The 22,643-nt window shown below is 71.8% G+C and carries 21 protein-coding genes, 2 pseudogenes and 1 riboswitch; of the genes and pseudogenes, 14 read left to right on the top strand and 9 right to left on the bottom strand.

Features of this window, described 5'->3' with window-relative positions; genetic code table 11:
* The 3 genes and pseudogenes from ACWCP0_RS13025 to ACWCP0_RS13015 form a co-directional block, all read right to left on the bottom strand.
* Nucleotides 1-70: pseudogene (locus ACWCP0_RS13025) on the bottom strand (hypothetical protein); the annotation flags it as partial.
* Nucleotides 71-125: 55 nt separating this feature from the next.
* Nucleotides 126-413 (bottom strand): annotated as a pseudogene (locus tag ACWCP0_RS13020) (DUF6191 domain-containing protein); the annotation flags it as partial.
* A gap of 49 nt (nt 414-462) precedes the next feature.
* A complete protein-coding gene (locus ACWCP0_RS13015; RefSeq protein WP_451078882.1) occupies nt 463-1,050 on the bottom strand; it encodes a TetR/AcrR family transcriptional regulator in 588 nt (195 codons plus the stop codon).
* A gap of 100 nt (nt 1,051-1,150) precedes the next feature.
* On the opposite strand from ACWCP0_RS13015, the gene ACWCP0_RS13010 reads away from it, so the two are divergent.
* Complete coding sequence (locus tag ACWCP0_RS13010; RefSeq protein WP_451078881.1) at nt 1,151-2,017, top strand: SCO6745 family protein; 867 nt, start codon at nt 1,151-1,153, stop codon at nt 2,015-2,017.
* Here ACWCP0_RS13010 and ACWCP0_RS13005 read toward each other — a convergent pair.
* Nucleotides 1,970-2,560, bottom strand: coding sequence for a Type-2Aa cytolytic delta-endotoxin (locus tag ACWCP0_RS13005; protein ID WP_451078880.1), 591 nt, complete (start codon nt 2,558-2,560; stop codon nt 1,970-1,972). The two genes, ACWCP0_RS13010 and ACWCP0_RS13005, sit on opposite strands and share 48 nt — an antisense overlap.
* Nucleotides 2,561-2,624: 64 nt before the next feature.
* On the opposite strand from ACWCP0_RS13005, the gene ACWCP0_RS13000 reads away from it, so the two are divergent.
* Complete coding sequence (locus ACWCP0_RS13000) at nt 2,625-3,299, top strand: HNH endonuclease family protein (protein ID WP_451078879.1); 675 nt, start codon at nt 2,625-2,627, stop codon at nt 3,297-3,299.
* A 79-nt stretch (nt 3,300-3,378) separates the two neighbouring features.
* On the top strand, nt 3,379-4,143 hold the full coding sequence (locus ACWCP0_RS12995; RefSeq protein WP_451078878.1) for an N-acetyltransferase: 765 nt from the start codon (nt 3,379-3,381) through the stop codon (nt 4,141-4,143).
* Nucleotides 4,144-4,238: 95 nt separating this feature from the next.
* Here the strand turns inward: ACWCP0_RS12995 and ACWCP0_RS12990 are convergent, their stop codons facing one another.
* Together ACWCP0_RS12990 and ACWCP0_RS12985 are read right to left on the bottom strand one after the other, a co-directional pair.
* Complete coding sequence (locus tag ACWCP0_RS12990; protein WP_451078877.1) at nt 4,239-5,006, bottom strand: hypothetical protein; 768 nt, start codon at nt 5,004-5,006, stop codon at nt 4,239-4,241.
* A gap of 77 nt (nt 5,007-5,083) precedes the next feature.
* Nucleotides 5,084-5,896 (bottom strand): DUF4190 domain-containing protein, encoded by an 813-nt coding sequence (locus ACWCP0_RS12985; RefSeq protein ID WP_451078876.1) that lies wholly within the window; start codon nt 5,894-5,896, stop codon nt 5,084-5,086.
* Between the two features lie 253 nt (nt 5,897-6,149).
* On the opposite strand from ACWCP0_RS12985, the gene ACWCP0_RS12980 reads away from it, so the two are divergent.
* The 3 genes from ACWCP0_RS12980 (at nt 6,150) to ACWCP0_RS12970 (ending at nt 10,445) form a co-directional block, all read left to right on the top strand.
* Nucleotides 6,150-8,201: an N-6 DNA methylase gene (locus ACWCP0_RS12980; RefSeq protein WP_451078875.1), complete on the top strand. Its 2,052-nt coding sequence runs from the start codon at nt 6,150-6,152 to the stop codon at nt 8,199-8,201.
* Between the two features lie 109 nt (nt 8,202-8,310).
* The gene (locus ACWCP0_RS12975; protein WP_451078874.1) at nt 8,311-8,916 is read left to right on the top strand and encodes a hypothetical protein; all 606 of its coding nucleotides are present in this window, start codon (nt 8,311-8,313) and stop codon (nt 8,914-8,916) included.
* Nucleotides 8,913-10,445: a protein kinase domain-containing protein gene (locus ACWCP0_RS12970; protein ID WP_451078873.1), complete on the top strand. Its 1,533-nt coding sequence runs from the start codon at nt 8,913-8,915 to the stop codon at nt 10,443-10,445. The genes ACWCP0_RS12975 and ACWCP0_RS12970 overlap by 4 nt, the downstream gene beginning before the upstream one ends.
* 72 nt (nt 10,446-10,517) lie before the next feature.
* On the opposite strand, the gene ACWCP0_RS12965 is transcribed toward ACWCP0_RS12970, so the two are convergent.
* Together ACWCP0_RS12965 and ACWCP0_RS12960 are read right to left on the bottom strand one after the other, a co-directional pair.
* On the bottom strand, nt 10,518-11,411 hold the full coding sequence (locus ACWCP0_RS12965) for a class I SAM-dependent methyltransferase (RefSeq protein WP_451078872.1): 894 nt from the start codon (nt 11,409-11,411) through the stop codon (nt 10,518-10,520).
* A gap of 86 nt (nt 11,412-11,497) precedes the next feature.
* The gene (locus ACWCP0_RS12960; protein WP_451078871.1) at nt 11,498-13,951 is read right to left on the bottom strand and encodes a YfhO family protein; all 2,454 of its coding nucleotides are present in this window, start codon (nt 13,949-13,951) and stop codon (nt 11,498-11,500) included.
* A 124-nt stretch (nt 13,952-14,075) separates the two neighbouring features.
* On the opposite strand from ACWCP0_RS12960, the gene ACWCP0_RS12955 reads away from it, so the two are divergent.
* Together ACWCP0_RS12955 and ACWCP0_RS12950 are read left to right on the top strand one after the other, a co-directional pair.
* On the top strand, nt 14,076-15,059 hold the full coding sequence (locus ACWCP0_RS12955; RefSeq protein ID WP_451078870.1) for a glycosyltransferase family 2 protein: 984 nt from the start codon (nt 14,076-14,078) through the stop codon (nt 15,057-15,059).
* Nucleotides 15,056-15,466, top strand: a complete 411-nt coding sequence (locus ACWCP0_RS12950; RefSeq protein WP_451078869.1) for a GtrA family protein — start codon at nt 15,056-15,058, stop codon at nt 15,464-15,466. Before ACWCP0_RS12955 ends, ACWCP0_RS12950 begins: the two co-directional genes overlap by 4 nt.
* Nucleotides 15,467-15,478: 12 nt before the next feature.
* Here ACWCP0_RS12950 and ACWCP0_RS12945 read toward each other — a convergent pair whose 3' ends face one another.
* Nucleotides 15,479-16,051 carry a DUF4230 domain-containing protein gene (locus ACWCP0_RS12945; RefSeq protein WP_451078987.1) on the bottom strand — a complete coding sequence of 191 codons (573 nt, stop codon included), beginning with the start codon at nt 16,049-16,051 and terminating at the stop codon, nt 15,479-15,481.
* 374 nt (nt 16,052-16,425) lie between these two features.
* Here ACWCP0_RS12945 and ACWCP0_RS12940 point away from each other — a divergent pair, with 374 nt between their 5' ends.
* The 6 genes from ACWCP0_RS12940 (at nt 16,426) to ACWCP0_RS12915 (ending at nt 22,486) form a co-directional block, all read left to right on the top strand.
* Nucleotides 16,426-17,079: a SurA N-terminal domain-containing protein gene (locus ACWCP0_RS12940; protein WP_451078868.1), complete on the top strand. Its 654-nt coding sequence runs from the start codon at nt 16,426-16,428 to the stop codon at nt 17,077-17,079.
* Nucleotides 17,080-17,162: 83 nt separating this feature from the next.
* Nucleotides 17,163-18,029, top strand: a complete 867-nt coding sequence (locus ACWCP0_RS12935; RefSeq protein ID WP_451078867.1) for a DUF427 domain-containing protein — start codon at nt 17,163-17,165, stop codon at nt 18,027-18,029.
* Nucleotides 18,030-18,038: 9 nt separating this feature from the next.
* Nucleotides 18,039-19,040, top strand: a complete 1,002-nt coding sequence (locus tag ACWCP0_RS12930; RefSeq protein WP_451078866.1) for a nucleoside triphosphate pyrophosphohydrolase — start codon at nt 18,039-18,041, stop codon at nt 19,038-19,040.
* Complete coding sequence (locus ACWCP0_RS12925) at nt 19,037-20,302, top strand: cytochrome P450 family protein (RefSeq protein WP_451078865.1); 1,266 nt, start codon at nt 19,037-19,039, stop codon at nt 20,300-20,302. Before ACWCP0_RS12930 ends, ACWCP0_RS12925 begins: the two co-directional genes overlap by 4 nt.
* A gap of 149 nt (nt 20,303-20,451) precedes the next feature.
* Entirely contained in the window at nt 20,452-21,390 is a 939-nt protein-coding gene (locus ACWCP0_RS12920) for a LysM peptidoglycan-binding domain-containing protein (protein ID WP_451078864.1), read from the top strand.
* Nucleotides 21,391-21,649: 259 nt separating this feature from the next.
* Nucleotides 21,650-21,820, top strand: a riboswitch (cyclic di-AMP (ydaO/yuaA leader).
* 3 nt (nt 21,821-21,823) lie between these two features.
* Complete coding sequence (locus ACWCP0_RS12915) at nt 21,824-22,486, top strand: transglycosylase family protein (protein WP_451078863.1); 663 nt, start codon at nt 21,824-21,826, stop codon at nt 22,484-22,486.
* Nucleotides 22,487-22,643: the final 157 nt, after the last annotated feature.

Raw genomic sequence — 22,643 nt, 5'->3', positions numbered from 1 at the left:
AGCGGCTGGGTACGGCCGACCGAGGGGCGCGGATCACCGCCGTGCCCCTGGTGAGGTCGACAGTGGAGCGCGGGGGTGCGGCGTCCGGCGCGTCGTGACGGGCTCCAGCGGCTGGGTACGGCCGACCGAGGGGCGCGGATCACCGCCGTGCCCCTGGTGAGGTCGACAGTGGAGCGCGGGGGTGCGGCGTCCGGCGCGTCGTGGCGGAGGAGCAGAGCGGTCCGGCGCTCCTTGAGCTCGGACTGCTTGCCGGGGGAGAAGCTCGCATGGAGCTGCTCGAAGCCGGTGGCCGAGATCTGGCCCTGGCGGGCCGCGTTGCGCCATGGGAGGAGGCCGGAGCGGCCGGCCCGCAGCGTGAGCTGGTCGACGAGGGCCGGCGCCGTCAGCAGGATGACCAGGCCCGGCAGCGTCATGAACACCACGAATGCATGCGCGTCGCTCACTTCTGCCCGTAGGTACGGCTCAGCCCGCCGCGGAGTTCCCGGCAGGACGGAACAACTCCCCCGCGAGGGAGCGGAAGACGTCCTCCGGGTCCCGCGCGTCCAGCGGACCGTCCAGGTTGTGTGTGAGCAGCAGCGTCGCAAAGCCGTGGGCCAGCGACCAGGCGGCCATGAAACCGGTCCCGCCGTCGTCCGCCCGGGCCCCGCCGCCCGCTCGCGCGGCCACCGCCGTGCGGAGCAGATCCCGCGTCCGCCGTCTGGCCGCGACGAGCTCCGGGTCGTCGGCGCGCAGCAGCTCCGGGCGGAACATCACCTGGAAGTGCGCCGGGTGCGCCAGGGCGAAGCGCACGTACCGCACGCCCAGGTCGCGCAGGTCCGACGCCTCGATGAGAGTGGCCGCCAGGAGTGCGTGACCCTCGGCCGCGATCGCGGTGAGGAGCCCGGCGCGGTCCTTGAAGTGGTGCGCGGGAGCGGCGTGCGAGACGCCCGCGCGGCGGGCCAGATCGCGCAACGAGAGGGCCGAGGGGCCCTCCGAGGCGATGACGTCGAGGGCGGCGGTGAGGACAGCGCGCCGCAGGTCGCCGTGGTGGTACGTGCGCTCGGTGGTCATGGTCAGCAGGTTACGCCCCATCTAGGCATTGACAAGTTCAGGCATCGAACGCAATCTAGTCGACGACAAGATTGCTGGTGGTCGCGGAGAGAGGAACGTCATGGGCATCGACAACGGACGCGTACGGCAGATGTGGCACCTCCTGGAGCCCCTGCACGCCGTCCTCTATTACGCACCCGAGGTCTTCGACGAGGCCGGGGCCCTCGGCTTCGTCACCGCCGAGCGCTGGCCCAGCTACTTCGCCTGGCGCGCCGCTCCCCTCGGGACACCCGGCGCCCGCCAGGTGGCCTCCGCGTTCTACAGCTTCAGCCCGCGCATGGTCGCCGAGCACATCCCCGCCGCCTGGGACGTCGCCGCGCCCGCCAAGGTGCTGGACGCCCGGACGCGCGGCGTCGACCGGGCGTACCGCGCGCTCATCGGCGAGCGGACCGCCGGCGCCGAGCTCGCCGAGGCCGCCGCGCTCGCCCGCCGCGCCGCCGATGCCGTGAACACCGAGGGCCGCCCGCTCGCCGCCGCCAACGCGGCGCTGCCGTGGCCCGACGAGCCGCACCTGGTGCTCTGGCAGGCCGCCACGGTCCTGCGCGAGCACCGCGGCGACGGCCACCTCGCCGCCCTGCTGGCCACCGGACTGGACCCCGTGGAGGCCCTGGTGTCGTTCGCCGGGATCGGCGCGGCTCCCGCGCAGGTCTTCACGAGCCGCGGCTGGAACGAGGACGAGTGGGCAGCCGCACGCGACCGGCTCGCCGTCCGCGGACTGCTGGACGCCGAGGGCACGGCCACCGACGCGGGCCGTGCCCTGCGCACCGAGGTCGAGCGCCGCACCGACGAACTGGCCGCCGCCCCCTGGCAGGCCATCGGAGCCGAGGACACCGGCCGGCTCGCCGAACTCCTCGGCCCCCTCTGGCTGGAGGTGCTCGGCTCAGGCCTGCTGCCCCGCGAGACCACGCTGGGCATCGGAAAGGTCTGACAACTCCTGCCGCACGGGGACGCGTACGGTGATCGCGTCGAGCCGGATCGCGTAGGAAGCCGTGTCCTCGAGCGCCAGGGCGCCCGCCCGCTCCCTGCCCAGCGCGAGCGTCACGTCGAGACAGAAGGCGGTGACGTACGCACGGTCCCCGGTCTCCTCGTCCTCCAGCACGAACAACAGGTTGTACGTGTATCTCGTACTCTCCGCGCCCTCATCACGGAACGTCAGATGCGGCGCGCCCATCTGCCCGTTCAGGCCGGTGAAGGCACCGGCGAGCGCCCGCTCGGCCCGCTTCCAGAAGGCCGGGCTGGTGAACGGCCGCGCGAGGGCCTGCCGCACGGACTCCTTGAGCGAGCGCACCAGCACGCCGACCGACGTGGTCTCCTGCAGGCCGAACCCCGGGACGATCCTGACCAGCGAGCTGCCGGGAAGACCGCGCGCCGCCTCCTGTATGTCCGCAGCGCCCTGGAACGCGTCCTCGACGTCCGGTATCAGACTCCGCCGGGACGGGGACACAGCAGAGATCACGGTGAAGTAGGTCATGGCTGCTCCTTCAAGCGCCGGGTGAACCCTCAGGAGGGGGAGTATGGCGACCTAGGATGCGGGCGTGACTCCTCGTCTCATATCGCGCGCGGCTGCCGTCGCAGCCCTCTCCTTCGCCCTCCTCACTGCCTGCACACCGCACCCCGGCGACGACGGTGAGGCCCCCGCCGGAGCACCCGGCTCCGCGCTCGCCGCCGTGGAGTCCCTCACCGTCAAGGGCCGGGCACCCAGAACCGGATACGAACGCGAGGAGTTCGGACCGGCCTGGGCGGACACCGACGACAACGGTTGCGGGACCCGCGACGACATACTGAAACGCGACCTCGAGGACGTCACCTTCAAGGACGGCCACTGCAAGGTGACCTCCGGCACGCTCGCCGACGACCCGTACACCGGAAAGTCCGTGGTGTACGAACGCGGCCGCAGCAAGGTCGACGTCGACCATGTGGTCGCGCTCTCCGACGCCTGGCAGAAGGGCGCGCAGAAATGGGACCGCGACCGGCGGCAGGCCTTCGCGAACGATCCGCTCAATCTGCTCGCCGTCGACTCCTCCACCAACCGCCGCAAGGGCGACGGCGACACGGCGACCTGGCTGCCGCCGAACACCGCGTACCGCTGCGCCTATGTGGCCCGGCAGGTCGCGGTGAAGAGGAAGTACGGGCTGTGGGTGACCAGCGGGGAGCGGGACGCCATGAAGCGGGTGCTCGGCGGGTGCGAGAAGCAGCCGCTGCCCCGCTGAGCAGCACGTCGCGCGGGGCTCGTGCACCCGTGCGGAAATCCGGTTGGGAAGCGGGCAGTCCGCCGCTAGCCTGCGCCGAATGGACACGGACCGCAGCCCGGAGCTGACGATCACCACCCTCGCCGAGCGGCCCGAACTGCGGGCCCCCATGTGGCGGATGCTCGACACCTGGCCGGAGTTCATCCTGCACGACCCCGTGGGCTGGGCGAACATGGACCGTGTCGTCGCCGAGCTGCCCGAGTACGTCCTGGTCGCGACCGATCCCGAAGGCACCGTCGTGGCCCGGGCGTTCAGCGTCCCGTTCGCGCTGGACGTGGACGGGCGGCGGGAGCTGCCCGACACCGGCTGGGACCAGGCGCTGCTGTGGGCGTTCTCCGATCTGCGGCACGGCCGGGCCCCGGACACCGTGAGCGCGATCGAGATCACCGTGACGACCGGCATGCTGGGCCGCAGGATCTCCGCCCGGATGGTCGCCGCCATGCGGGACAACGCCCGGGCGCGCGGATTCAAGGAGCTCGTCGCCCCGGTCCGGCCGAGCGCCAAGCACCTCGAACCGGAGGCGCCGATGGCCGAGTACGCCTTCCGCACCCGCGAGGCGGACGGCCTCCCGCACGACCCGTGGCTGCGCGTCCACGTCCGGGCGGGCGCGGTCGTCGAGGCGGTCGCCCCGGCCTCCATGACCGTCTCCGGCTCACTCGCGCAGTGGCGCAGCTGGACCGGCCTCCCCTTCGACACGGACGGCCCGGTGCAGGTCCCGGGCGCGCTGCTCCCGGTGCACTGCTCCCTCGGGCACGGGTACGCGGTGTACGTCGAGCCGAACGTGTGGGTGCGGCACCGGCTCTGACCCGCCGGACTCCGCGCGGCACGGAGAGTGGAGAACGGGCAGCCGGGGAGGCCGCCCCCCTCCGGCGGCCTCCCCGGCTGTCCCCTCGCCCACGGTCAGTCGATGTCGGCGATGTCCTTCGCGGCGGGCTTCTCCGCCGGAACCGGCTTGTTGAACTCCGAGAAGGTGAGGGACATCGGCTCGGCGCCCCCGGCCACCTGGATCCTGAGCAGATACGGCGCGCCCTTCGTGGCCACATGCGCCGTGTACTTCTCGTTGCGGTACGCCTCGGTGAGCACGAGGGTCGGTGTGTCGTTCACCGTCGACTCCCCGGCCTTTCGGGCGATGGTGTCGTTGGCCCGGAAGCCGTCGAGGTAGCTGTCCAGGTCGCAGAAGTGCACCAGGTCCTTGGCGTCCGCACCGTCGGCCTCGTCCTCGACCCACTTGCCGAGCAGCATCTTCACGACGGCGTCGGTCTCGTCCTTCGGCCGGCCCTCGCCCTCCTTGCGCAGCATCGCCTCGTCGAAGCGCGTGTAGACGGTGTCGCCGGTCTTGATGAGCTCCGTGGTGCCGGAGTCGCCCACGGATATGGTCCCCGCGCAGTCCCCCTTGGTGTCGACGGCGAGATACGCCTTCATCGGCCCCTCGGCGGTTCGCATGGTGAGCTCGAGTCTGAGGGACTTCGCGGTCTTCGTCGCCTCCAGCCCCCTGTTGAGGACTTCCGGACCCGAGAGGTCCGCGTACGGTCCCGAGTCGGTGTTCTCCTCGCCCGTTCCGCCGTCGAGGGCGCCCAGAGGGCCGCACGCCGTGAGGGCGAGTCCGGCGGCGGTGCACAGGGCGGCGAGGGCGCCGCGCTTCAGGCGGGCGGGAGCGGTGACGTACATGGGTCATCTCCGGGGCTGTGGCTGCGGGGGGAAGGGAAGGAGCGCGGGAGGTCGTGCCGGGCCGACGGCCGGGTGGGTCAGAGCTTCAGGTCCCAGACGCTCGCGTTGTACTCGATGCCGGGGCTGATCTCGACGGTGAGGTTCTTGGCGTCGGCGGGAGCGTCGAAGGCCCAGGTGGCCGTCACCTTCTTGCCCGGCAGGATGGTGCCGGTGATCGGGTCGCCGACCTTGTCGTCGTAGATCTCCTCGGCCTTGACGCCGTCCTTGCCGGCACGGGCTTCCGCGGTGATGAGCGAGGCGTCGAACTTCTCCTTGCCGGCGTTCTCGACGGTGACCGTGATCTTGTACGCCTTGTTGCCCTTGGTGTGGCCCACCGCGTACTCGGTCGGGGTGTACGCCTTCGGCTCGGACACCGTGACGGTCAGGTCATCGTCGTAGACCGCCGAGTCGCCGGCCGCCAGAGCCTTCCCGGTCGCGTCCTCGCCGTCCTCCGCCTTCTCCAGGGGCTTGTCGCTCCCCGGCTTCTTCGACGCGGAGTTGCCGGACGTCGCCTTGTTGATCTCGTCGACCGCGTCGCCCACGGCCTTGAAGGTGATGACCGCGCCGACCACCGAGAGGATCAGCGAAACCAGACCGAGGATGACACCGGTCAGGGCGACTCCCTTGTTGGTGGCCTCGCCGCGCTTGACCCGGCCGCGCGCCGAGAAGCCGAGGATCAGCCCGATGAGACCGAGGATTCCGGCCAGCCAGAAGAAGAACGGAATCAGACCGGACAGCGCTCCGATGATCCCGAGGATCAGCGCGGCGGTGCCGAGGCCGTTGCGGGCGGGCTGCTCCGGGACGGGGACGGGCGGCTGGGAGAACTGGGGCTGCTGCGTGTACTGGGACATTCGTGTCCTCCGAGGACGTGGTGAGCGAACGCCGCTGGGACAACGCCGCTGTGACGTCGTCCTGTTGCCGGGACCGTTCACCAGCCCTCTGCAGCGACAGGGCAATCAGAACAGAGCCTGTGAACCGAGTCAACCTGGTTCACGGAAAACAGGTTCACTCACACTGTGAAGTGATCTGCCTCGCGCGCATCGGTATGCTCGGTGTCACATCAGCGCTGACAAGAACCGTCGACGGAGAACAGGAGGCCGCCCCGTGCCCGACAACGCAGCCGAGGTGACCGCTGCCGGAATCGCCCGGCTCGCGGGTGTGGGCCGTGCCGCGGTCAGCAACTGGCGTCGTCGGCACGCCGACTTCCCCAAGCCCGTCGGCGGCACCGAGACCAGCCCGTCCTTCGCCCTCGCGGAGATCGAGCGGTGGCTGCGGGACCAGGGCAAACTCGCCGAGGTACCGCTCCGCGAGCGCGTCTGGCAGCGGGTCTCGGGGCACCCCGACGGCGCGGTCGCCGCCCTCGTTCACGCCGGCTGCGCCCTGCTGCTCGTACGGGACCGCCACACCGCCTGGCTGGAGCTTGCCGCCGTCTCCGACGAGCGCATGGCGACGATGCTGCCCACGGCGATCGATGCGGTGCTGAGCCCGCGGTTCGGGCCGCCCGGCGAACGGGCCGTGCCCACGCCCGACACCTCGGCCCTGCACCGTTCGGTCCCGCTGCTGCGCGGCGCCGCCGAGCTCGCAGCCGAACTGGGCGCACGCCAGGCCTTCGAGTTCCTCGTGGGCCGGTACCTCGACGCCAACCCCCGCCAGTACACGCTCACCCCGCCTGGTCCTGCCGCGCTGATGGCCGCGCTGGCGGGCCCCGCCTCCGTCGTACTCGACCCGGCCTGCGGCACCGGCGCGCTGCTCAGGGCCGTCGCGCAGCCCGCCGTGCTGTACGCGCAGGAGGCCGACCCCGACCTCGCGGCGCTCGCCGCGCTCCGCCTCGCCCTGCACTCCGACGCCGAGGTGCACGCCCGCGCGGGCGACTCACTGCGCGCCGAGGCCTTCCCTCGGCTCACCGCCGACGCCGTGCTCTGCCACCCGCCGTTCAACGAGCGCAACTGGGGCCACGACGAACTCGCCTACGACCCGCGCTGGGAGTACGGCTTTCCGGCCCGCACCGAATCCGAACTGGCCTGGGTGCAGCACGCGCTGTCCCGGCTGCGCGCCGGCGGCACAGCCGTCCTGCTGATGCCGCCCGCCGCAGCGTCCCGTCGCTCCGGCCGCCGTATCCGCGCCGACCTGCTGCGCCGTGGCGCCCTCCGCGCGGTGATCGCCCTGCCCGCGGGAGCGGCGCCCCCGTACGGAATCCCGCTGCACCTCTGGGTGCTGCGCCGCCCCGCCCCCGGGGAACGCCCGGCACCCGAGCTGCTGTTCGTGGACACCGCCGAACTGGCGGAACCGGGAGGGGGACGCGACAAGCTCGACTGGCAGGCCGTACAGGGTGCGGTGCTCGACGCCTGGCAGCCCTTCGACCGGCACGGCACCGTCGAGGAACAGCCCGGCACCAGCCGGTGCGTGCCCGTCATCGAACTCCTCGACGACGACGTCGACCTGGCCCCCGCCCGCCACCTGCCGCCCCCGGCGGCCGGGGGCAGCGCCGCCGAACTCACCGGCGTACGCGAACGGCTCACCGACACCCTGCGCCTGACCGGGGACCTGACGCCGCCGCCCGCCGAGCCCGTCGCGCCCGGCCCCGCCCGCTGGACCGGCACCACCGTGGGCGAACTCGTCCGCGCCGGAGCCCTGGCGCTGCGCGCGGGCGGCGCGGGAACGGGCTCCGCCCCGGTCCTCACCGAGCAGGACGTCCTCACGGGCACCGCCCCGTCCGGAGCTCTCCCGGACACTCCCGGCCCCGGCGAGGACCACGTCGAACCCGTCCTCGTCCAGGCCGGCGACGTCGTCGTCTCCGTCCTCGGCGGGGGTTCGGCCGCCCGTGTCGTCGACGAGGCAACGGCGGGCGCCGCACTCGGCCGCAGTCTCCAGCTGCTGCGCCCCGACCCGGCCGCGCTCGATCCCTGGTTCCTCGTCGGCTTCCTGCGCAGCACCGCGAACAACCGCCAGGCCAGCAGCTACGCCTCCACCGCGACCCGGCTCGACGTCCGCAGGCTTCAGCTGCCCCGGCTGCCCCTGGCCGAGCAGCAGCGGTACGGGGAGCGGTTCAGGGCGCTCGCCGCCTTCGAGGACGCGCTGCGGCTCGCGGGTCGGCTCGGCGAACAGCTGGCGCAGGGGCTGTACGACGGGTTGACGGAGGGCACTGTCGAGGCGTGATCGGTTCAACAACGGTTCGGCACAACCCGGAGCGGGTTGTCGGTGTCGGTGTATACGCTCGAAACCTCGTCCGATCCCGTCAAGGGCAGTTCACCTCTCAGGAGCACGCATGCACGGCCACGGCTATGCGCCACCACAGCCAGGGCGCCCCGCCGACGGCACGCTGATCGCGCTGCGTGTGGTCTTCATCGCGCTGACGGTGCTGAGTTGCAGCTTCCTCGCGTGGACGCCCATGTTGCGGCTCGCCATCCTGACCCGCAAGGCGCTGGACTGGGCACTACTCGTCACCACGCTCCTGTCCAGCATCGGCATCATGGTCTTCCTGGGCGTCGCCGTTCCGGAGGGCGAGGAAGAGGTGAGCGACGCGACCGCCCTCACCTTCCTCGGCTGGGTCACCGTCGTCATGATCGGGGTCATCGCCTACTACGTGACCGCGGAGAGCCGGCACTACGAGCGGGTCGCCCCGCGGCTGCATCCGCAGCTGCCCCAGGTCACCGGCTACGGCTATCCGCCGGTCGCACAGCCGCCCGTACCCAACCCGTACGCGCAGCCGGTTCAGCCCCCCGTCCCGGGGCAGTACACGCCGCCCGCCCACCAGCCCCCGGCCGCCGAACCGCAGCAGCACCACCCCCGCATCGACCAGGTCCGCGCCGAGCTCGACCAGCTGAGCGACATCCTCCGCAAGAGCAAGGACCAGCGGGAGGGCGGTCGGTGAACGGACGGGTCATCGGCGGCCGTTACGAACTCTCCACGGTCATCGGCCAGGGCGGCATGGGCCAGGTCTGGACCGGGTACGACCAGCGGCTCGACCGCCGGGTCGCCGTGAAGCTGCTCCGCCCGGACCTCATGGCGGCCGCGACCGCGGCCGACGAGATGCGCCGCCGCTTCGTCCGCGAGTGCCGGGTCACCGCCCAGGTCGTGCACCCCGGTCTGGTCACCGTCCATGACGCGGGCAGTGACGGCGACGACCTGTATCTCGTCATGCAGTACGTCGAGGGCGCCGACCTCGCCGACCACCTGGCCGAGCACGATCCGTATCCCTGGCAGTGGGCCGTCTCGATCGCCGCGCAGCTGTGCGCGGTGCTCGGCGCCGTGCACGCCGTGCCGATCGTCCACCGCGACCTCAAGCCGCGGAACGTGATGGTGAAGCCCGACGGCACGGTCACCGTCCTCGACCTCGGCGTCGCCTCCGTGCTCGACACCGACACCACCCGGCTCACGCACACCGGCTCCCCGATCGGCAGCCCCGCGTACATGGCACCCGAGCAGGCGATGGGCGGGGCCGTCGGCCCCTACACCGATCTGTACGCGCTCGGGGTGCTGCTGCACGAACTGCTCAGCGGGAACGTGCCGTTCTCGGGCTCCACCGCGCTCGGGGTGCTGCACCGTCACCTCTACGAACCGCCGCTCCCCGTGCGTCAGGTGCGGCACGAGGTGCCCGAGCAGCTCGAGGCGCTCGTGCTGCGGCTCCTCGCCAAGGACCCGCAGCACCGCCCGGCCGGTGCGCAGGAGGTGTACGAGCACCTGGTCCCGCTGCTGCCGAGCCGTGGCACGCCGACCGGCCCGCTCGACCCGACGCGTCCCTTTCTGCGCCCGCACGCCCCCTGGCCGGACCGGGTGGGCGCGCACGCGCCGGTTCCGCATCAGGCCCCCGCGACCGTCGTGGTGGAGCGCCCGGATGTCGCCGGGGCCGTCGACGAGGTCAAGCGCCTCCTCGGCGAGGGCAGCATCACCCGGGCCGTGGACATCCTCGGCGGCATCCTCCCGGCCGCGGCCGCCGAGCACGGCGAGCACTCACCGGTCGTCAGGATCCTGCGCAAGCAGTACGCGACGACGCTGATGGACGACGGGCAGTACCGCCGCGCCCTGCCCGAGCTGCGCCGACTGGCGGACGACCGGGCGGCCGAGGCGGGGATGGGCGATCCGCAGACGCTGCAGTTCCGCTACGACGCGGCGCTGTGCCTGGAGCAACTGGGCGAGCCGGCCGCCGCGCTCGCCGAGTACCGCGCGGTGCTGCCGTACTACGAGAACCACCACGCGACCGGCGTCGCCGACCCGGCCCGTGCCTTCGACATCCGCCACCGCATCGGCCATCTGCTCCTCGCGATGGGCGACCACACGGCCGGCCGCCAGCAGCTCCAGAGCCTGCTCCACGACACGGAACGGCTGTACGGCCCGGGCCACCCGCACGCCGTCGAACTCCGGCGCGCACTGGACCGCCAGCGTCAGTTCCGGCCCGGCTGACGGGACGGCGCCGGGTGACCCGCACGGTGCGGGCTGCCCGCACGGGCAGCGCTCTGATCCGAACGGCCCGCCTCAGCCCGCGCGGAGGAACGCCGTGCGCGCGACCTGCCCGGCGAGCGTGAGCCGGGTGCCGTTCGCGAGGTGCTTCGCCAAAGCCTCGGCCACACCCGGGCGGGCGTCGTCGCCGTAGCCGTCGAGGACGACGACCGCGCCCTCGGCGGCGAGCTCCTCGGCCCACTCCAGGTCGGCGAGGACTCCTTGCACGGAGGGGTCACCGGCGATGACGACCACCCCGTAGCGGCGGTCGGAGACGGCGCCGCGGATGTCCGGGTCGCCGGAGGCGCCCTGCTGGATGCGCGCCTGGGCGCCCGAGCGGCTGCCGCACAGCGCCAGGTTGGCGCGCACGACGTCCTCGCGCACCAACGGGTCGACACCCGTCAGCGGGTCGGCACCTGTGAGCGGGTCGACGATCGTCAGCCGCGGCTCGGCGCCGGCGCGGTGGAGCATGCGCAGCAGCGCGGTCGCGAACAGCCCGTGCCGAGTGCCGATCTCCAGCACGTCCTCGTTCGGCGGCGGCATGAGCGGAACGGCCGCCAGCTTGCCGCACACATCGGAGGTGGAGCCCGCGATCCGGCCCACGCCGAGCGCCTCCAGCGCCACCACCGTGCGGTAGGCGACCGTCAGGTCGCGGCGCGCATGACCCTCGGGCGCCCCCGTCACCGTGCTCACCTCACGCACCAGCGTGTCCAGCTGGGTGGCGGTCGGCATCCGGTGCGCGTCCCGCCCGGCGTGGTCGAGCAGCAGCCCGAGTCCGTAGCTCTGACGCCGCAGGTCGGCCACCTCGTGGTGGAGGGCGTCGACATCGGCCTGGAGGGCGTTGGTGGCACGCTCCAGGCGCTGCTCGACCAGCGTGAACGCAGGACGCAGCACCCGCTTGGCCAGCCGGTTGCTCAGGAGGGAGGGCATGGCCGGGAGCGTACGCCGCGCTTCATGCTCAGGGGGCCACCAGCGGGTGCTGTGCGGGTGAAGTCTTGGTAGCCGTACGCTGACGCTCACATGCTCGAACCGTCCCCCGTCCCCCGTGCCCGTCGCCGTGCCGCGGGCAGGGCACCCACCAGCACCAGGACGAGCAGTGCAGCCCCGCCGACCGCCGCGCCGGCGCGCAGCCCCGGCGGCCGGAACGAGCAGTCGACGACCGTCGTCCTCCCGTCGAGCGGCACGGCGACCAGCCCCATGTGCCCGCCGGCCGGTGCGCCGTTGCAGCGCCAGCCTGCGATGCGCGGGGCGGCGAGCACGGCCGTACCGGTGGAGCCCGGGGGCAGCTCGGCCCGTACGCCGTTGTCGCGGACGTCCACGGAGACCGCGGCCGTGGACCGGAGCCCGGCGACCGCCGCGGCGAGCTTGCCGCGGTCGAGGCAGCCCGCGCTCCAGTCGGAGGGAGCCCTGCCGGTGAACGTGATCCTCGAGGCGGGCCCGTTCGACGTGCCGAGCGGGGTCATCGGCGCACGCCGCTTGGGCGGCCGGCCGATCAGTCTCACCGGCTCGCCGTCGCCGAGGCGGGCCGTCCCCACATGGTCGGGCGCCCAGAGGAAGACATCGGTGCCGGCCGGGCAGACACCGTCCACGGGTTCGCCGTACACCCGGGAGCCGAGCAGCAGCTCCTGGTTGCGGAAGGGCGAGTCGCCGTAGCGGAGTTCGGGTCCCCGCGGACGGACAGTCACGAGCGGCAGCACCTCGGCCGCCCGCACCACCCGCGGAGCCGCGCCCGTTGTCGCCGAGCGGACCCGTGCGCCCACCGAGAAGATCGCGTCCGTGACCGGGTTGTCCAGGCTCTGCACATTGCGGCCCCGTGAGGTCCACCCGGCGCCGAGCGCGGACATGGTGCGGGTGAGCACGTCGGGCGTGTGGCTGCTGTAGTAGCCGCCGCCCTCGCCGCCCACCAGCATCGGGTCGTTGCCGGTGAACTGCTCGTGCCCGGGGTCGGTCCGGTAGCGGGGCCAGCCGTCGGCCTCCGCGACAGCGGCGGCCCGGGCGCTGTGGTCCGCGCCCCAGGCCGGATAGTCGTCGAGCCGCGCGAGCCGCTGCCGGTCGGTGTACGCGGTGGTCGCGGCCGCCTGCCCGACCAGGGCGCCGGACAGCAGCACGGCGGCCACGACGACGTACCGCGGCCGCTGCTGCGGGGAGCGGCTCGCCAGCACCAGCCCGCAGCCCGCCGCGGCAAGACCGGCCAGGAAGAGCGGGAACGTCCACCCGGTGACGAGGTCGCTGGTCGCCGCGCCCAGTGCGATCACCGCCAGGACTGCCGTGCCGGCGAGCAGCGCCTGCCCTCCCGGCCACGCGTGTGCGACGCACACCCAGGCCGCGATCACCAGGATTCCGGCGAGCACGAAGGTCTGCCGGTACGGGCTGCCGTTGGGTGTGGCGAAGACATGCCAGGCCAGATGGGTCGGCTCCCACTGGAACGACACGGCGACCACCACCGCCAGCGCCGTCCACCACCGGCGCTCGCGCCGCGGCACGCCCCGGTGGAAGAGCAGCGCACACGCGAGCAGCAGTGCGCCCGTGCCGAGGAACAGGGCCGGGGTGGCGAAGCTGTACGTCGCCGGGAGCGTACGGGCGAGCACGTCCGTCCACACCGCGGGCCGGAACTCCCGGGTCACGCCCGGGTAGGCGTGCTTCGAACCGAGGAAGACGGGCAGCAGCACGGGCGCGGCGAGCGCGATCCCGAGCAGTGTGGTCGCGGCGGCCCGGACCAGCACCCGTAACCGGTCCCGCACGCCCGTCTCCTCGTCCAGGAGCAGCCGAAGGACCACGACCAGTGCGGCGCCGAGCGTCGCCATGTACGCGGTGTAGAAGTTCGCGGTCCACGCCACCGCGACGACGACCGGGCCGAGGACGGGCCGCCGCCCGCGCCGGGCCCACTCGCCGACCAGGCAGAGCAGCGGGAAGGCGATCAGCCCGTCGAGCCACATCGTGTTGTACGTCGCCTCGATGACGGACCAGCCGCAGAGCGCGTACGAGGCGGCGAGCACCGCGGCCATCCACCGGCGGCCCGCGCCGCGGTGCAGGGTCAGCAGCAGCCAGGCCATGGCCGCCCCGGCCGTCGCCATCTTCAGCACGGTGATCACGTACACCGCGAGGTCGATGTCCTCGCGCGGGAAGAGCCCGACGAGCACCGAGAAGGGGCTGGTCAGATAGGTCCCGAGGTCGGGAAGGAAGCTGGTGCCGTACCCGGACTGCCAGTTGAGCAGCATCCCGCCGCCGGCCCGGCCGTGCAGCAGGTCCCACAGATGGGCATGGAACGGGACGAACTGATTCCCCAGGTCGTTGACGCTGCGTGTCTTCGGACCGAAGGGGAAACTGCGGGCGGCGGCGTCGCCGGCGCACACGGCCACCGTGGTGACGAGTGCGGCCAGGGCGGACGCGCGCAGGGAGGTCGTCCGTCGCGGGTGTGCGGTCGCGCGGCTGCGGGCAGCGCTCTTCCGCGCGAGGTCCAAGGTCGGCATGATTCATCGAATATGCCATGACAGGGCGTCAATTCGGTCCGTGCGGGTTCAGTTCACGCAATGGTCGCCTGTCTGCCATGTGTCGAATCCATGGCGGACATATGGCGTCGCCTAAGGTCTTTCTGTGCTGATCTCGATTGTGGTCCCCTGCTTCAATGAAGAGGAGATCATCAACCGCTTCCATGAACATGTGACCAAGGAGCTCGCGCTCCTCGATCAGGAATTCGAACTGGTCTATGTGGACGACGGAAGTCGCGACCGTACGCTCGCTCTCCTCGAGGAGATCGCCGCGGCCGATTGCCGTACCCGCTACGTCTCCTTCAGCCGGAATTTCGGCAAGGAGGCCGCGATGCTGGCCGGACTCCAGCACGCCGGCGGCGACGCGGTGGTCATCATGGACGCCGATCTCCAGCACCCGCCCGAGCTGGTGCATCGTATGCTCCGCCTCTACGAGGAAGGATTCGACCAGGTCATCGCCCGCCGCACGCGCAAGGGCGACCGGGTCACCCGCACCGTCACGGCGCGCGCCTACTATTCGCTGATCAACCGGCTGGTGGACGTGGAGCTCGTCGACGGCGTCGGCGACTTCCGGCTGCTGTCACGCCGCACGGTCGACGCGATCCTCGGACTGAGCGAGTACAACCGATTCTCCAAGGGCCTCTTCGCCTGGGTGGGATTCAGCACCACGACCTTCGAGTACGAGAATGCGGTGCGTGAGCAGGGCCGTTCCAAGTGGAGCTTCGGCAAGCTGCTCAATTACGGCCTCGACGGACTGCTCTCCTTCAACAACAAGCCCCTGCGGGCGGCCCTTTACCTGGGGCTTCTGCTGCTCTCGGTCGCGATGGCGTATGCCGCCTGGATAGTCGGTGCCGCACTGGTCAACGGTGTGGACACGCCCGGCTATGTCACCCTTCTGGTGACGGTGGTCGCCCTCGCCGGTGTCCAGATGGTGATGCTGGGCGTGGTCGGTGAGTACGTCGGCCGTATCTACTACGAGGTGAAGCGCCGCCCGCACTATCTGGTGGCGGCGACCAACGCCGGCCTGCCGCGCCAGCCGCGGGGCAGGGCCGACCGGGGAGAAGAGCAGGGGGAGCTCGTACGGCGATGACGGTCCGGTGGCAGATATTCCGCTTCGCCCTGGTCGGCGTCGTCAACACGGGTACGTACTACGGCTGTTATCTGGTCCTGCTTGCCTGGCTGCCGTACATCGCCGCGCACGTCCTCGCGTTCGCGCTCAGCATGACGGGTTCGTTCTTCCTGAACTCGTACTTCACCTACCGCACGCGTCCGACGTGGCGGAAGTTCCTGCTCTTCCCGCTCACCAACGCGGCCAACTTCGTGATCACCACCGGTGGCGTCTATCTGCTCGTCGACGTGGGTGGCTTCAGCGACCGCTGGTCCCCGCTCGCCGCGGCCGCGGCGGCGATCCCGATCACGTTCGTGGTCTCCCGCACGATCATGCTCCGGCCCGAGCCGGTCCGCGGTCCGGGCCCGGAGCGCTCGCCGGTCGGCTGACCCGCGCACGTCTCATGGGCCGTACACGACCCGGACCTCGGTGAACCCGAGCGAATGCAGGAGCCCCTCCAGCATCCTCGTCGTGTTCTGTTCGGCCTGCGCCGTCAGCCGGCTGTCCTTCGCCGCGGTCGCGATATGCCGCACCGCCAGCTGCTGGACCGCCTGTTCGTTGTTGGGGTTGTCGGAGAAGAGGTCGCCGAGCCGGTCCAGCAGGCCGCGCTGCTTCGAGACGGCATAGGAGCGGTCGGGGTCGAGGGCGGGCTTGCCGAGGACGGCGTGCGGAAGCCTGATCGTCGCGGCGGTGCGCTCCTTGTTCACGGTGACGTCCTTCTCGTCGAGCGTCCCCATGTCGACGTACGCGTCCACGGTGCCGGCGCCCACATAGAGCACCCTGGTGCCCCGTACGGCGTCCGGCAGGTACGTGGTGTCCTTCTCCAGGTCCACGACGACCTGGAAGTTGCCCGCGGCCGCCTCGTACCGGCTGATGTCCTGGATGGATTCGAGCAGCGCGGGTCCCGAACGGTCGCGTGTCTCCTCGCCGAACAGGCCGCCGAGCCCGGGCAGCACGCTCAACCGCAGGCCCATCAGCACCAACGCGGCAGCGAGGGCGGCGCCGACCCCCGCCTTGACCCACCAGGACACAGCTTTCCGAGCGCTCATCGCGGTCCCTCCCTGCCCTACGGATGCCCGCGCCTGCGACGATCAGGCGTGTCGGGCCTGCCCGCATCGAGGGGACGTGGCGGACTGCCGGGTCCGGACGGTGCCGCACACCACCGCGCCCTCCCGGATCGTTGACCGAATCAGTGCCTCGAAGTAGTGGCCCACGCCACTCCGACTGCCTACCATCGATCACCGCAAGGTTTTTGTGATCCCGCCCGTCACCCGACCACCACCCCTCAACGAGGCGCTGCGCGCCGCACCCACTGTTCGCACAAACCACCGCACGCCGGGAGGCCCCTTTGCACCGCCGCCGTCGCACTGCGCTCGCCCTGTCCGCCGCGCTCGTCGCAGCGGCCCCCCTGCTGGCCGCCTGCGGCAGCGAGGCGCGCCCAGGCGCCGCGGCCGTGGTCGGCGGGGAACGGATCGAGGTGGCCGCGCTCCAGTCGCAGGTGAAGGACGTACGGGCGGCCCAGGAGGAGTCCCCGGACGCCGCGCAGATGATCAAGAACACCGGGCAGCTGACCCGGGCCAAGCTGCACGCCCTGATCCTGGACCGGGTTCTGGAGAAGGCCGCGGACGATGCCGGGGTCACCGTCTCGCGCAAGGAGCTCCAGGACGCGCGCGCCGCGGCCGTCCAGCAGTCCGGGGGCGAGGAGCAGCTCGAGGCGATGCTGCTCCAGCAGCGCGGGGTCGCGCCCGGGCAGATCGACGAGGCCGTCCGCGAGGAGGTCCTGCTGACCAAGCTGGCCCAGGCGCTCGGCGCCGACCTGGGCACCCCGCAGGGCCAGCAGAAGGTCGGCGAGGCGCTCACCGCCGCGTCGAAGGCCCTGGCCATCGAGGTGAGCCCGCGCTACGGCGCCTGGGACGACGCGAAGATCCAGCTCGGCGAGTACAAGGCCCCGTGGATCACCCAGATCACCAAGGAGCCGGAGGCCGTCCAGGCCGGGGCCTAGAGGGCCGGGCGGCGGGCGGCTCCTGGTCCCCGTCCCGCTCCGGCCGCGCCCCGGGGCCACGGTGCCGGCAGGAGGAGACGCACATGACCGCACCACGAGGGAACCCGGATTCCGTACCCGTCGTCCGCCGCCGGCCCGATCCGGCCGATCGCGTGGTCTGGGAGCCCGGCGAACGCTGGGTCCGCGGGACCAGGGACGGCGTCACCGTCGTCGACAGCCGCCGACCGCTTCTGGTCTGGGAGCCGGGCCGCCCCGTGCCGCTGTACGCCTTCCCGGCCGAGGACGTGCGGACCGATCTGCTGCGCAGGACCGAACGGCCTGCCTCGGCCAGGCGGCACGCGGGAGCGACCGTCTTCTACGACCTCGTCGTCGGCGAGCAGGTCGTCCGGGCCGCGGCCTGGACGTACCCCGGCGAGGAGCTGGCCGGTCACATCGGCTTCGAGTGGTTCGGGCGCGAAGTGCTGGACCACTGGTACGAAGAGGAGGAGGAGATCTTCGTACACCCCCGTGACCCGCACAAGCGGGTGGACGCCCTGCCCAGCACTCGGCATGTTCAGGTCGAGATCGAGGGCACGGTCGTCGCGGACACCCGGGTACCGGTACTTCTCTTCGAGACGGACCTGCCGGTCCGCTACTACTTCGCGCGCGAGGACGTCCGTCTCGACCTGTTCGCCGCGACCGGTACGCACACCCGCTGCCCCTACAAAGGCGTGGCGACCGAGTACTGGTCGTGGGCGGGCGGCGGTGATGTACGGCCCGACATCGCCTGGAGTTATCCCGATCCGCTGCCGGCCGTCCACGCCATCAAGGGCCTGGTCGCCTTCTTCAACGAGTTCGTCGACGTCATCATCGACGGAGAACGCCAGGAACGGCCGGTCACCCTCTTCTCGAAGCCGGCCGCCCCCTCCTCGAAGAAGGGCCAGGACCGGCCTGGAAGCGGAGCGACGTAAGGTCGAGACGTGAACGCTGAAGCCCCCGTCGAGCCCGGCCGTATCGTCCTGCTCACCGCCAGCCACCGCGTCGCGCCCGGACTGCTGTCCTGGCCCGCGTGGCAGACGCTGCACGCCGCCGACCGGGTGCTGTGCGCGGACGGCGGCCATCCGCAGCTGCCGTATCTGAGCGAGGCGGGGGTCGGCGTGGAGATCGCCGCGCCCACCGCCCAGGAGCTCGTCGACGCGTGCGCGGGAGGCCGGACCGTCGTGGTCGTCGCGGCCGGCGAGGGCGACCAGGCCCTCACCGACGGTCTCTCCCGCATGGCGGGCTCCGGCCGGGTCCAGATGCCCGACCTGGAGCTGCTGCCCGGCTCGTACGACCTGCCGGGCGCCCGTCTGCTCGACCTCGTCCAGGTCATGGACCGGATCCGCCGTGAGTGCCCCTGGTCCTCGCAGCAGACCCACAAGGGCCTGGCGAAGTACGGCATCGAGGAGGCGTACGAACTCGTCGAGGCCATCGAGGACGGCGACCGCGACGAGCTGCGCGAGGAGCTCGGCGACGTGCTGCTGCAGGTCGTCTTCCACGCGCGCATCGCGCAGGAGGATGCGGACGAGCCGTTCTCGATCGACGACGTGGCCGGGACGATCGTCGACAAGCTGATCCACCGCCACCCGCACGTCTTCGGCGACGCGGACGCCGAGACCCCCGAGGACGTCAAGGCCCACTGGCTGCGCACGAAGGCCGTCGAGAAGCAGCGGGAGTCCGTGACCGACGGCATCCCGCTCGGCCAGCCCGGTCTCGCCCTGTCCGCGAAGCTGGCGAGCCGCGTCCGGACGGCCGGGCTCGACGTGGAGCTGCCGACCGGCGACGGCGACCGCGGCGACCGCGGCATCGGGTACGAGCTGCTCGCCATGGCCGTACGGGCCGAGGCCGACGGGCACGACCCGGAGGCCGCGCTGCGGGCCGCGGCCCGTGCGTACCGCGACGCGATCCGGGCCGCCGAGGACCGGGCTAACGTCGAGGGGTGAACGACGCCGCCCCCGAACCTCCCGAACTCTTCACCTGGGAGTTCGCCACCGATCCCTACCCCGCCTACGCCTGGCTGCGCGAGCACGCGCCCGTGCACAGGACCCGGCTGCCCAGCGGGGTGGAGGCCTGGCTGGTGACCCGGTACGGCGATGCGCGGCAGGCGCTCGCGGACCAGCGGCTCAGCAAGAATCCCGCGCATCACGACGAGCCGGCGCACGCGAAGGGCAAGACGGGCATCCCGGGCGAGCGCAAGGCGGAGCTGATGACGCATCTGCTGAACATCGACCCGCCCGACCACACCCGGCTCCGCCGGCTGGTGTCGAAGGCGTTCACGCCGCGCCGCGTCGCCGAATTCGCGCCGCGCGTACAGGAGCTGACGGACCGGCTCATCGACACGATCGTCGCGAAACAGCACGGCGCGGCTCAGGGAGAGGCCGACCTCATCCACGAGTTCGCGTTCCCGCTGCCCATCTACGCGATCTGCGACATGCTCGGCGTCCCGCCGGAGGACCAGGACGACTTCCGGGACTGGGCGGGGATGATGATCCGGCACGGCGGCGGGCCGCGCGGCGGGGTCGCACGGTCGGTGAAGAAGATGCGCGGCTATCTGGCCGAGCTGATCCACCGGAAGCGGGAAGCGCCGGGCGACGACCTGATCTCCGGGCTCATCAAGGCCTCCGACCACGGCGAGCACCTCACCGAGAACGAGGCCGCCGCCATGGCCTTCATCCTGCTCTTCGCCGGCTTCGAGACGACCGTCAATCTCATCGGGAACGGTGTGTACGCGCTGCTGCGGCATCCGGAGCAGCGGGCGCGGCTCCAGGCGTCCCTCGCCGCCGGCGACTCCACGCTCCTCGAGACCGGCGTCGAGGAGCTCCTGCGCTTCGACGGCCCCGTGGAGCTGGCCACGTGGCGGTTCGCCACCGAGTCGCTGACCCTGGGCGGGCAGGACATCGGCGTCGGCGACCCGGTCCTCGTCGTCCTCGCGGCGGCGGACCGCGACCCGGACCGGTTCCCCGATCCTGACGTCCTCGATCTTGCGCGCCGGGACAACCAGCACCTCGGGTACGGGCACGGCATCCACTACTGTCTCGGTGCGCCGCTCGCCCGCCTGGAGGGGCAGACCGCGCTGGCGACGCTGCTGACCCGTCTGCCCGACTTGCAACTTGCGGTCGATCCGTCCGAATTGCGGTGGCGTGGGGGGCTCATCATGCGCGGATTGCGCACCTTGCCCGTTCGGTTCACTTCTCAAACGAGCTGACGGCCCATCAACTCTGTGACTTTCACGTGATCTCCGCTGCATCGACTTGTGACTGACGTTCGAATGCGGCTACGTTCACCGTCAACTCGGGACTCCTCGGTCCCCTGGGGGCTCACCGGTCCCCTGCAGTCACACGGAAGGTCACGCGCATGCTCTCCGGGAACGGTCGACACCGCCGCCCCCGCCAGGCTCCCGCCCTCGTCGTCGCCGCAGGAGTGACCGGCTCGGCCATCGCCATCCCGCTGCTGGGCGCGGGCTCCGCCACCGCCGCCGACGCCACCACCTGGGACCGCGTCGCGGACTGCGAGAGCGGTGGCATGTGGAGCGCCGATCTCGGCAACGGCTACTACGGCGGACTGCAGCTCTCCCAGGACACGTGGGAGGAGTTCGGCGGTACGGCGTACGCGCCGCGCGCCGACCTCGCCAGCCGTTCGCAGCAGATCGCGGTCGCCGAGAAGGTGCTCGCCGCCCAGGGCCCGTCGGCATGGGCGAGCTGCGCCGTGATCACCGGCCTCGCGATCGACGGCGGCAAGGCCAAGGTCGACCCCGGGCTGACGCCCGGCGCGAACACCAAGGGCGACTCGACCGGCTCGGCGGACGAGGAGGTGGACCCGCCGTCGTTCGGCGACGGGGCCGACGCCTCGACCCCGCCCTCCGGTCCGGCCTCGCCTGCGCCCAACCAGTCCGGGAAGCCCTCGGGCGGGGCGTCCACCGAGCCGTCCGCCACCCCCGAGTCGACGGCGTCCACCCGGGACGTGACCGAGGGCGCGGACGCCGAGGGCGGCTCCGGCAAGCACCGCGGTTCTGCCGCCGAGGAGGATCAGGCGGGCAATTCGGTCAATGATCGCGAATCCGGTCGACATGCCTCACGGGATGACGCATCGGCACGAGACGGCGCTGCTGCGGCAGATGGGTACACCGTCCGCCCCGGCGACAACCTGTGGGCGATCGCGGACGCGAACGAGGTGCCCGGCGGCTGGCCCGCTCTGTACGAAGCGAACCAGGAGACCGTCGGCTCCGACCCGGACCTCATCCTCCCTGGCCAGAGTCTCGATCTGGGCCTGAAGGAGAAGCAGTTGAAGAAGTAGTTAGGGTACTTATGTCCACTTCTGCGCAAGTGAGACATGAGTCTCTTCCGGTCAACTGGCGTGTTACGTCTGCCAAGTCCGGTCAACCCGCCTCCCACCTGCGAAAACGGACATCTGTCCAGGGCAGGTAAGGGCGTTTTCTCCCCGATGTTCGACTTTGAACATCGGGGAGAAGTGCGTTTACGGTCTGAACCGCTCGCCACCGCGGGCCCCGTCGACCGTCACGCCGAATCCTGCCGTCGGTCGAAGGGAACAGTCGTCGCGTCAAGCGCCGTAGGCAGGAGCGGGGGACCCAAGGTAGGTGCCGCGTCCGCCCCATGAGGGACGGTCACGGCTTGGGGTGAAGCCGCGCGCAATGGTCGCGCGTGGCCGGGCAACTCACTTGGCCCGAACCCGACAGCTCACCTCGTAGGCGTCGGTGAGGGGAAACTTCATGCTGCTTTCCGGCAAGGGCACGCACCGCCGCCCGTCCAAGGCGATCCGCCTCGCAACGCTCGCCGGTGTCACCGGTGCCGCGATAGCCGCGCCGCTCGTCGTGACCGGTACGGCGTCCGCCGCCACCGCCTCCGAGTGGGACGCGGTCGCCCAGTGCGAGTCCGGCGGCAACTGGTCCATCAACACGGGCAACGGCTACTACGGCGGTCTGCAGTTCTCGGCCTCCACCTGGGCCGCGTACGGCGGCACGGCGTACGCGGCCTCCGCCGACCAGGCCTCGAGGTCGCAGCAGATCGCGGTCGCCGAGAAGGTCCTCGCCGGCCAGGGCAAGGGCGCGTGGCCGCACTGCGGCGTGGGCCTGTCCAACGCCGCGTACACCGGTGGCGCCGCGGAGGCCGCCCCGAAGCCCGCCGCGCCCAAGGCCGAGACCCCCGCCCCGGCGCCGAAGCGCGCCGAGGCCCCGACCACGCGCTCCGCTCGCGCGGCCGCCCCGGTCAAGAAGGGCGACGGCGAGTACACGGTCAAGGCCGGCGACACGCTCAGCAGGATCGCCGGGACCGAGAACGTCAAGGGCGGCTGGAAGAAGCTGTTCGACCTGAACAAGGACGTCATCGACGACGCGGACGTCATTCACCCCGGCCAGAAGCTCCACCTGAGCTGACGGCCCGGCTCCGGGACCGATCCCGGCTCCGGGGCTCCCCGACCCGGACTCCCGGGACGCCCGTAGTCCCCTAGGGGCTCCCTTACCCCGGTGGACCCGGCGGACCACCGGACGCACGCACCCCCGTCCCCCAGCCACCCCGGCCCGGCGCACCTTC

The sequence above is a fragment of the Streptomyces sp. NPDC001970 genome (assembly GCF_053594115.1).
The sequence above is the reverse complement of the archived record's forward strand: the minus strand, read 5'-3'. Positions and strand labels throughout refer to the sequence as shown.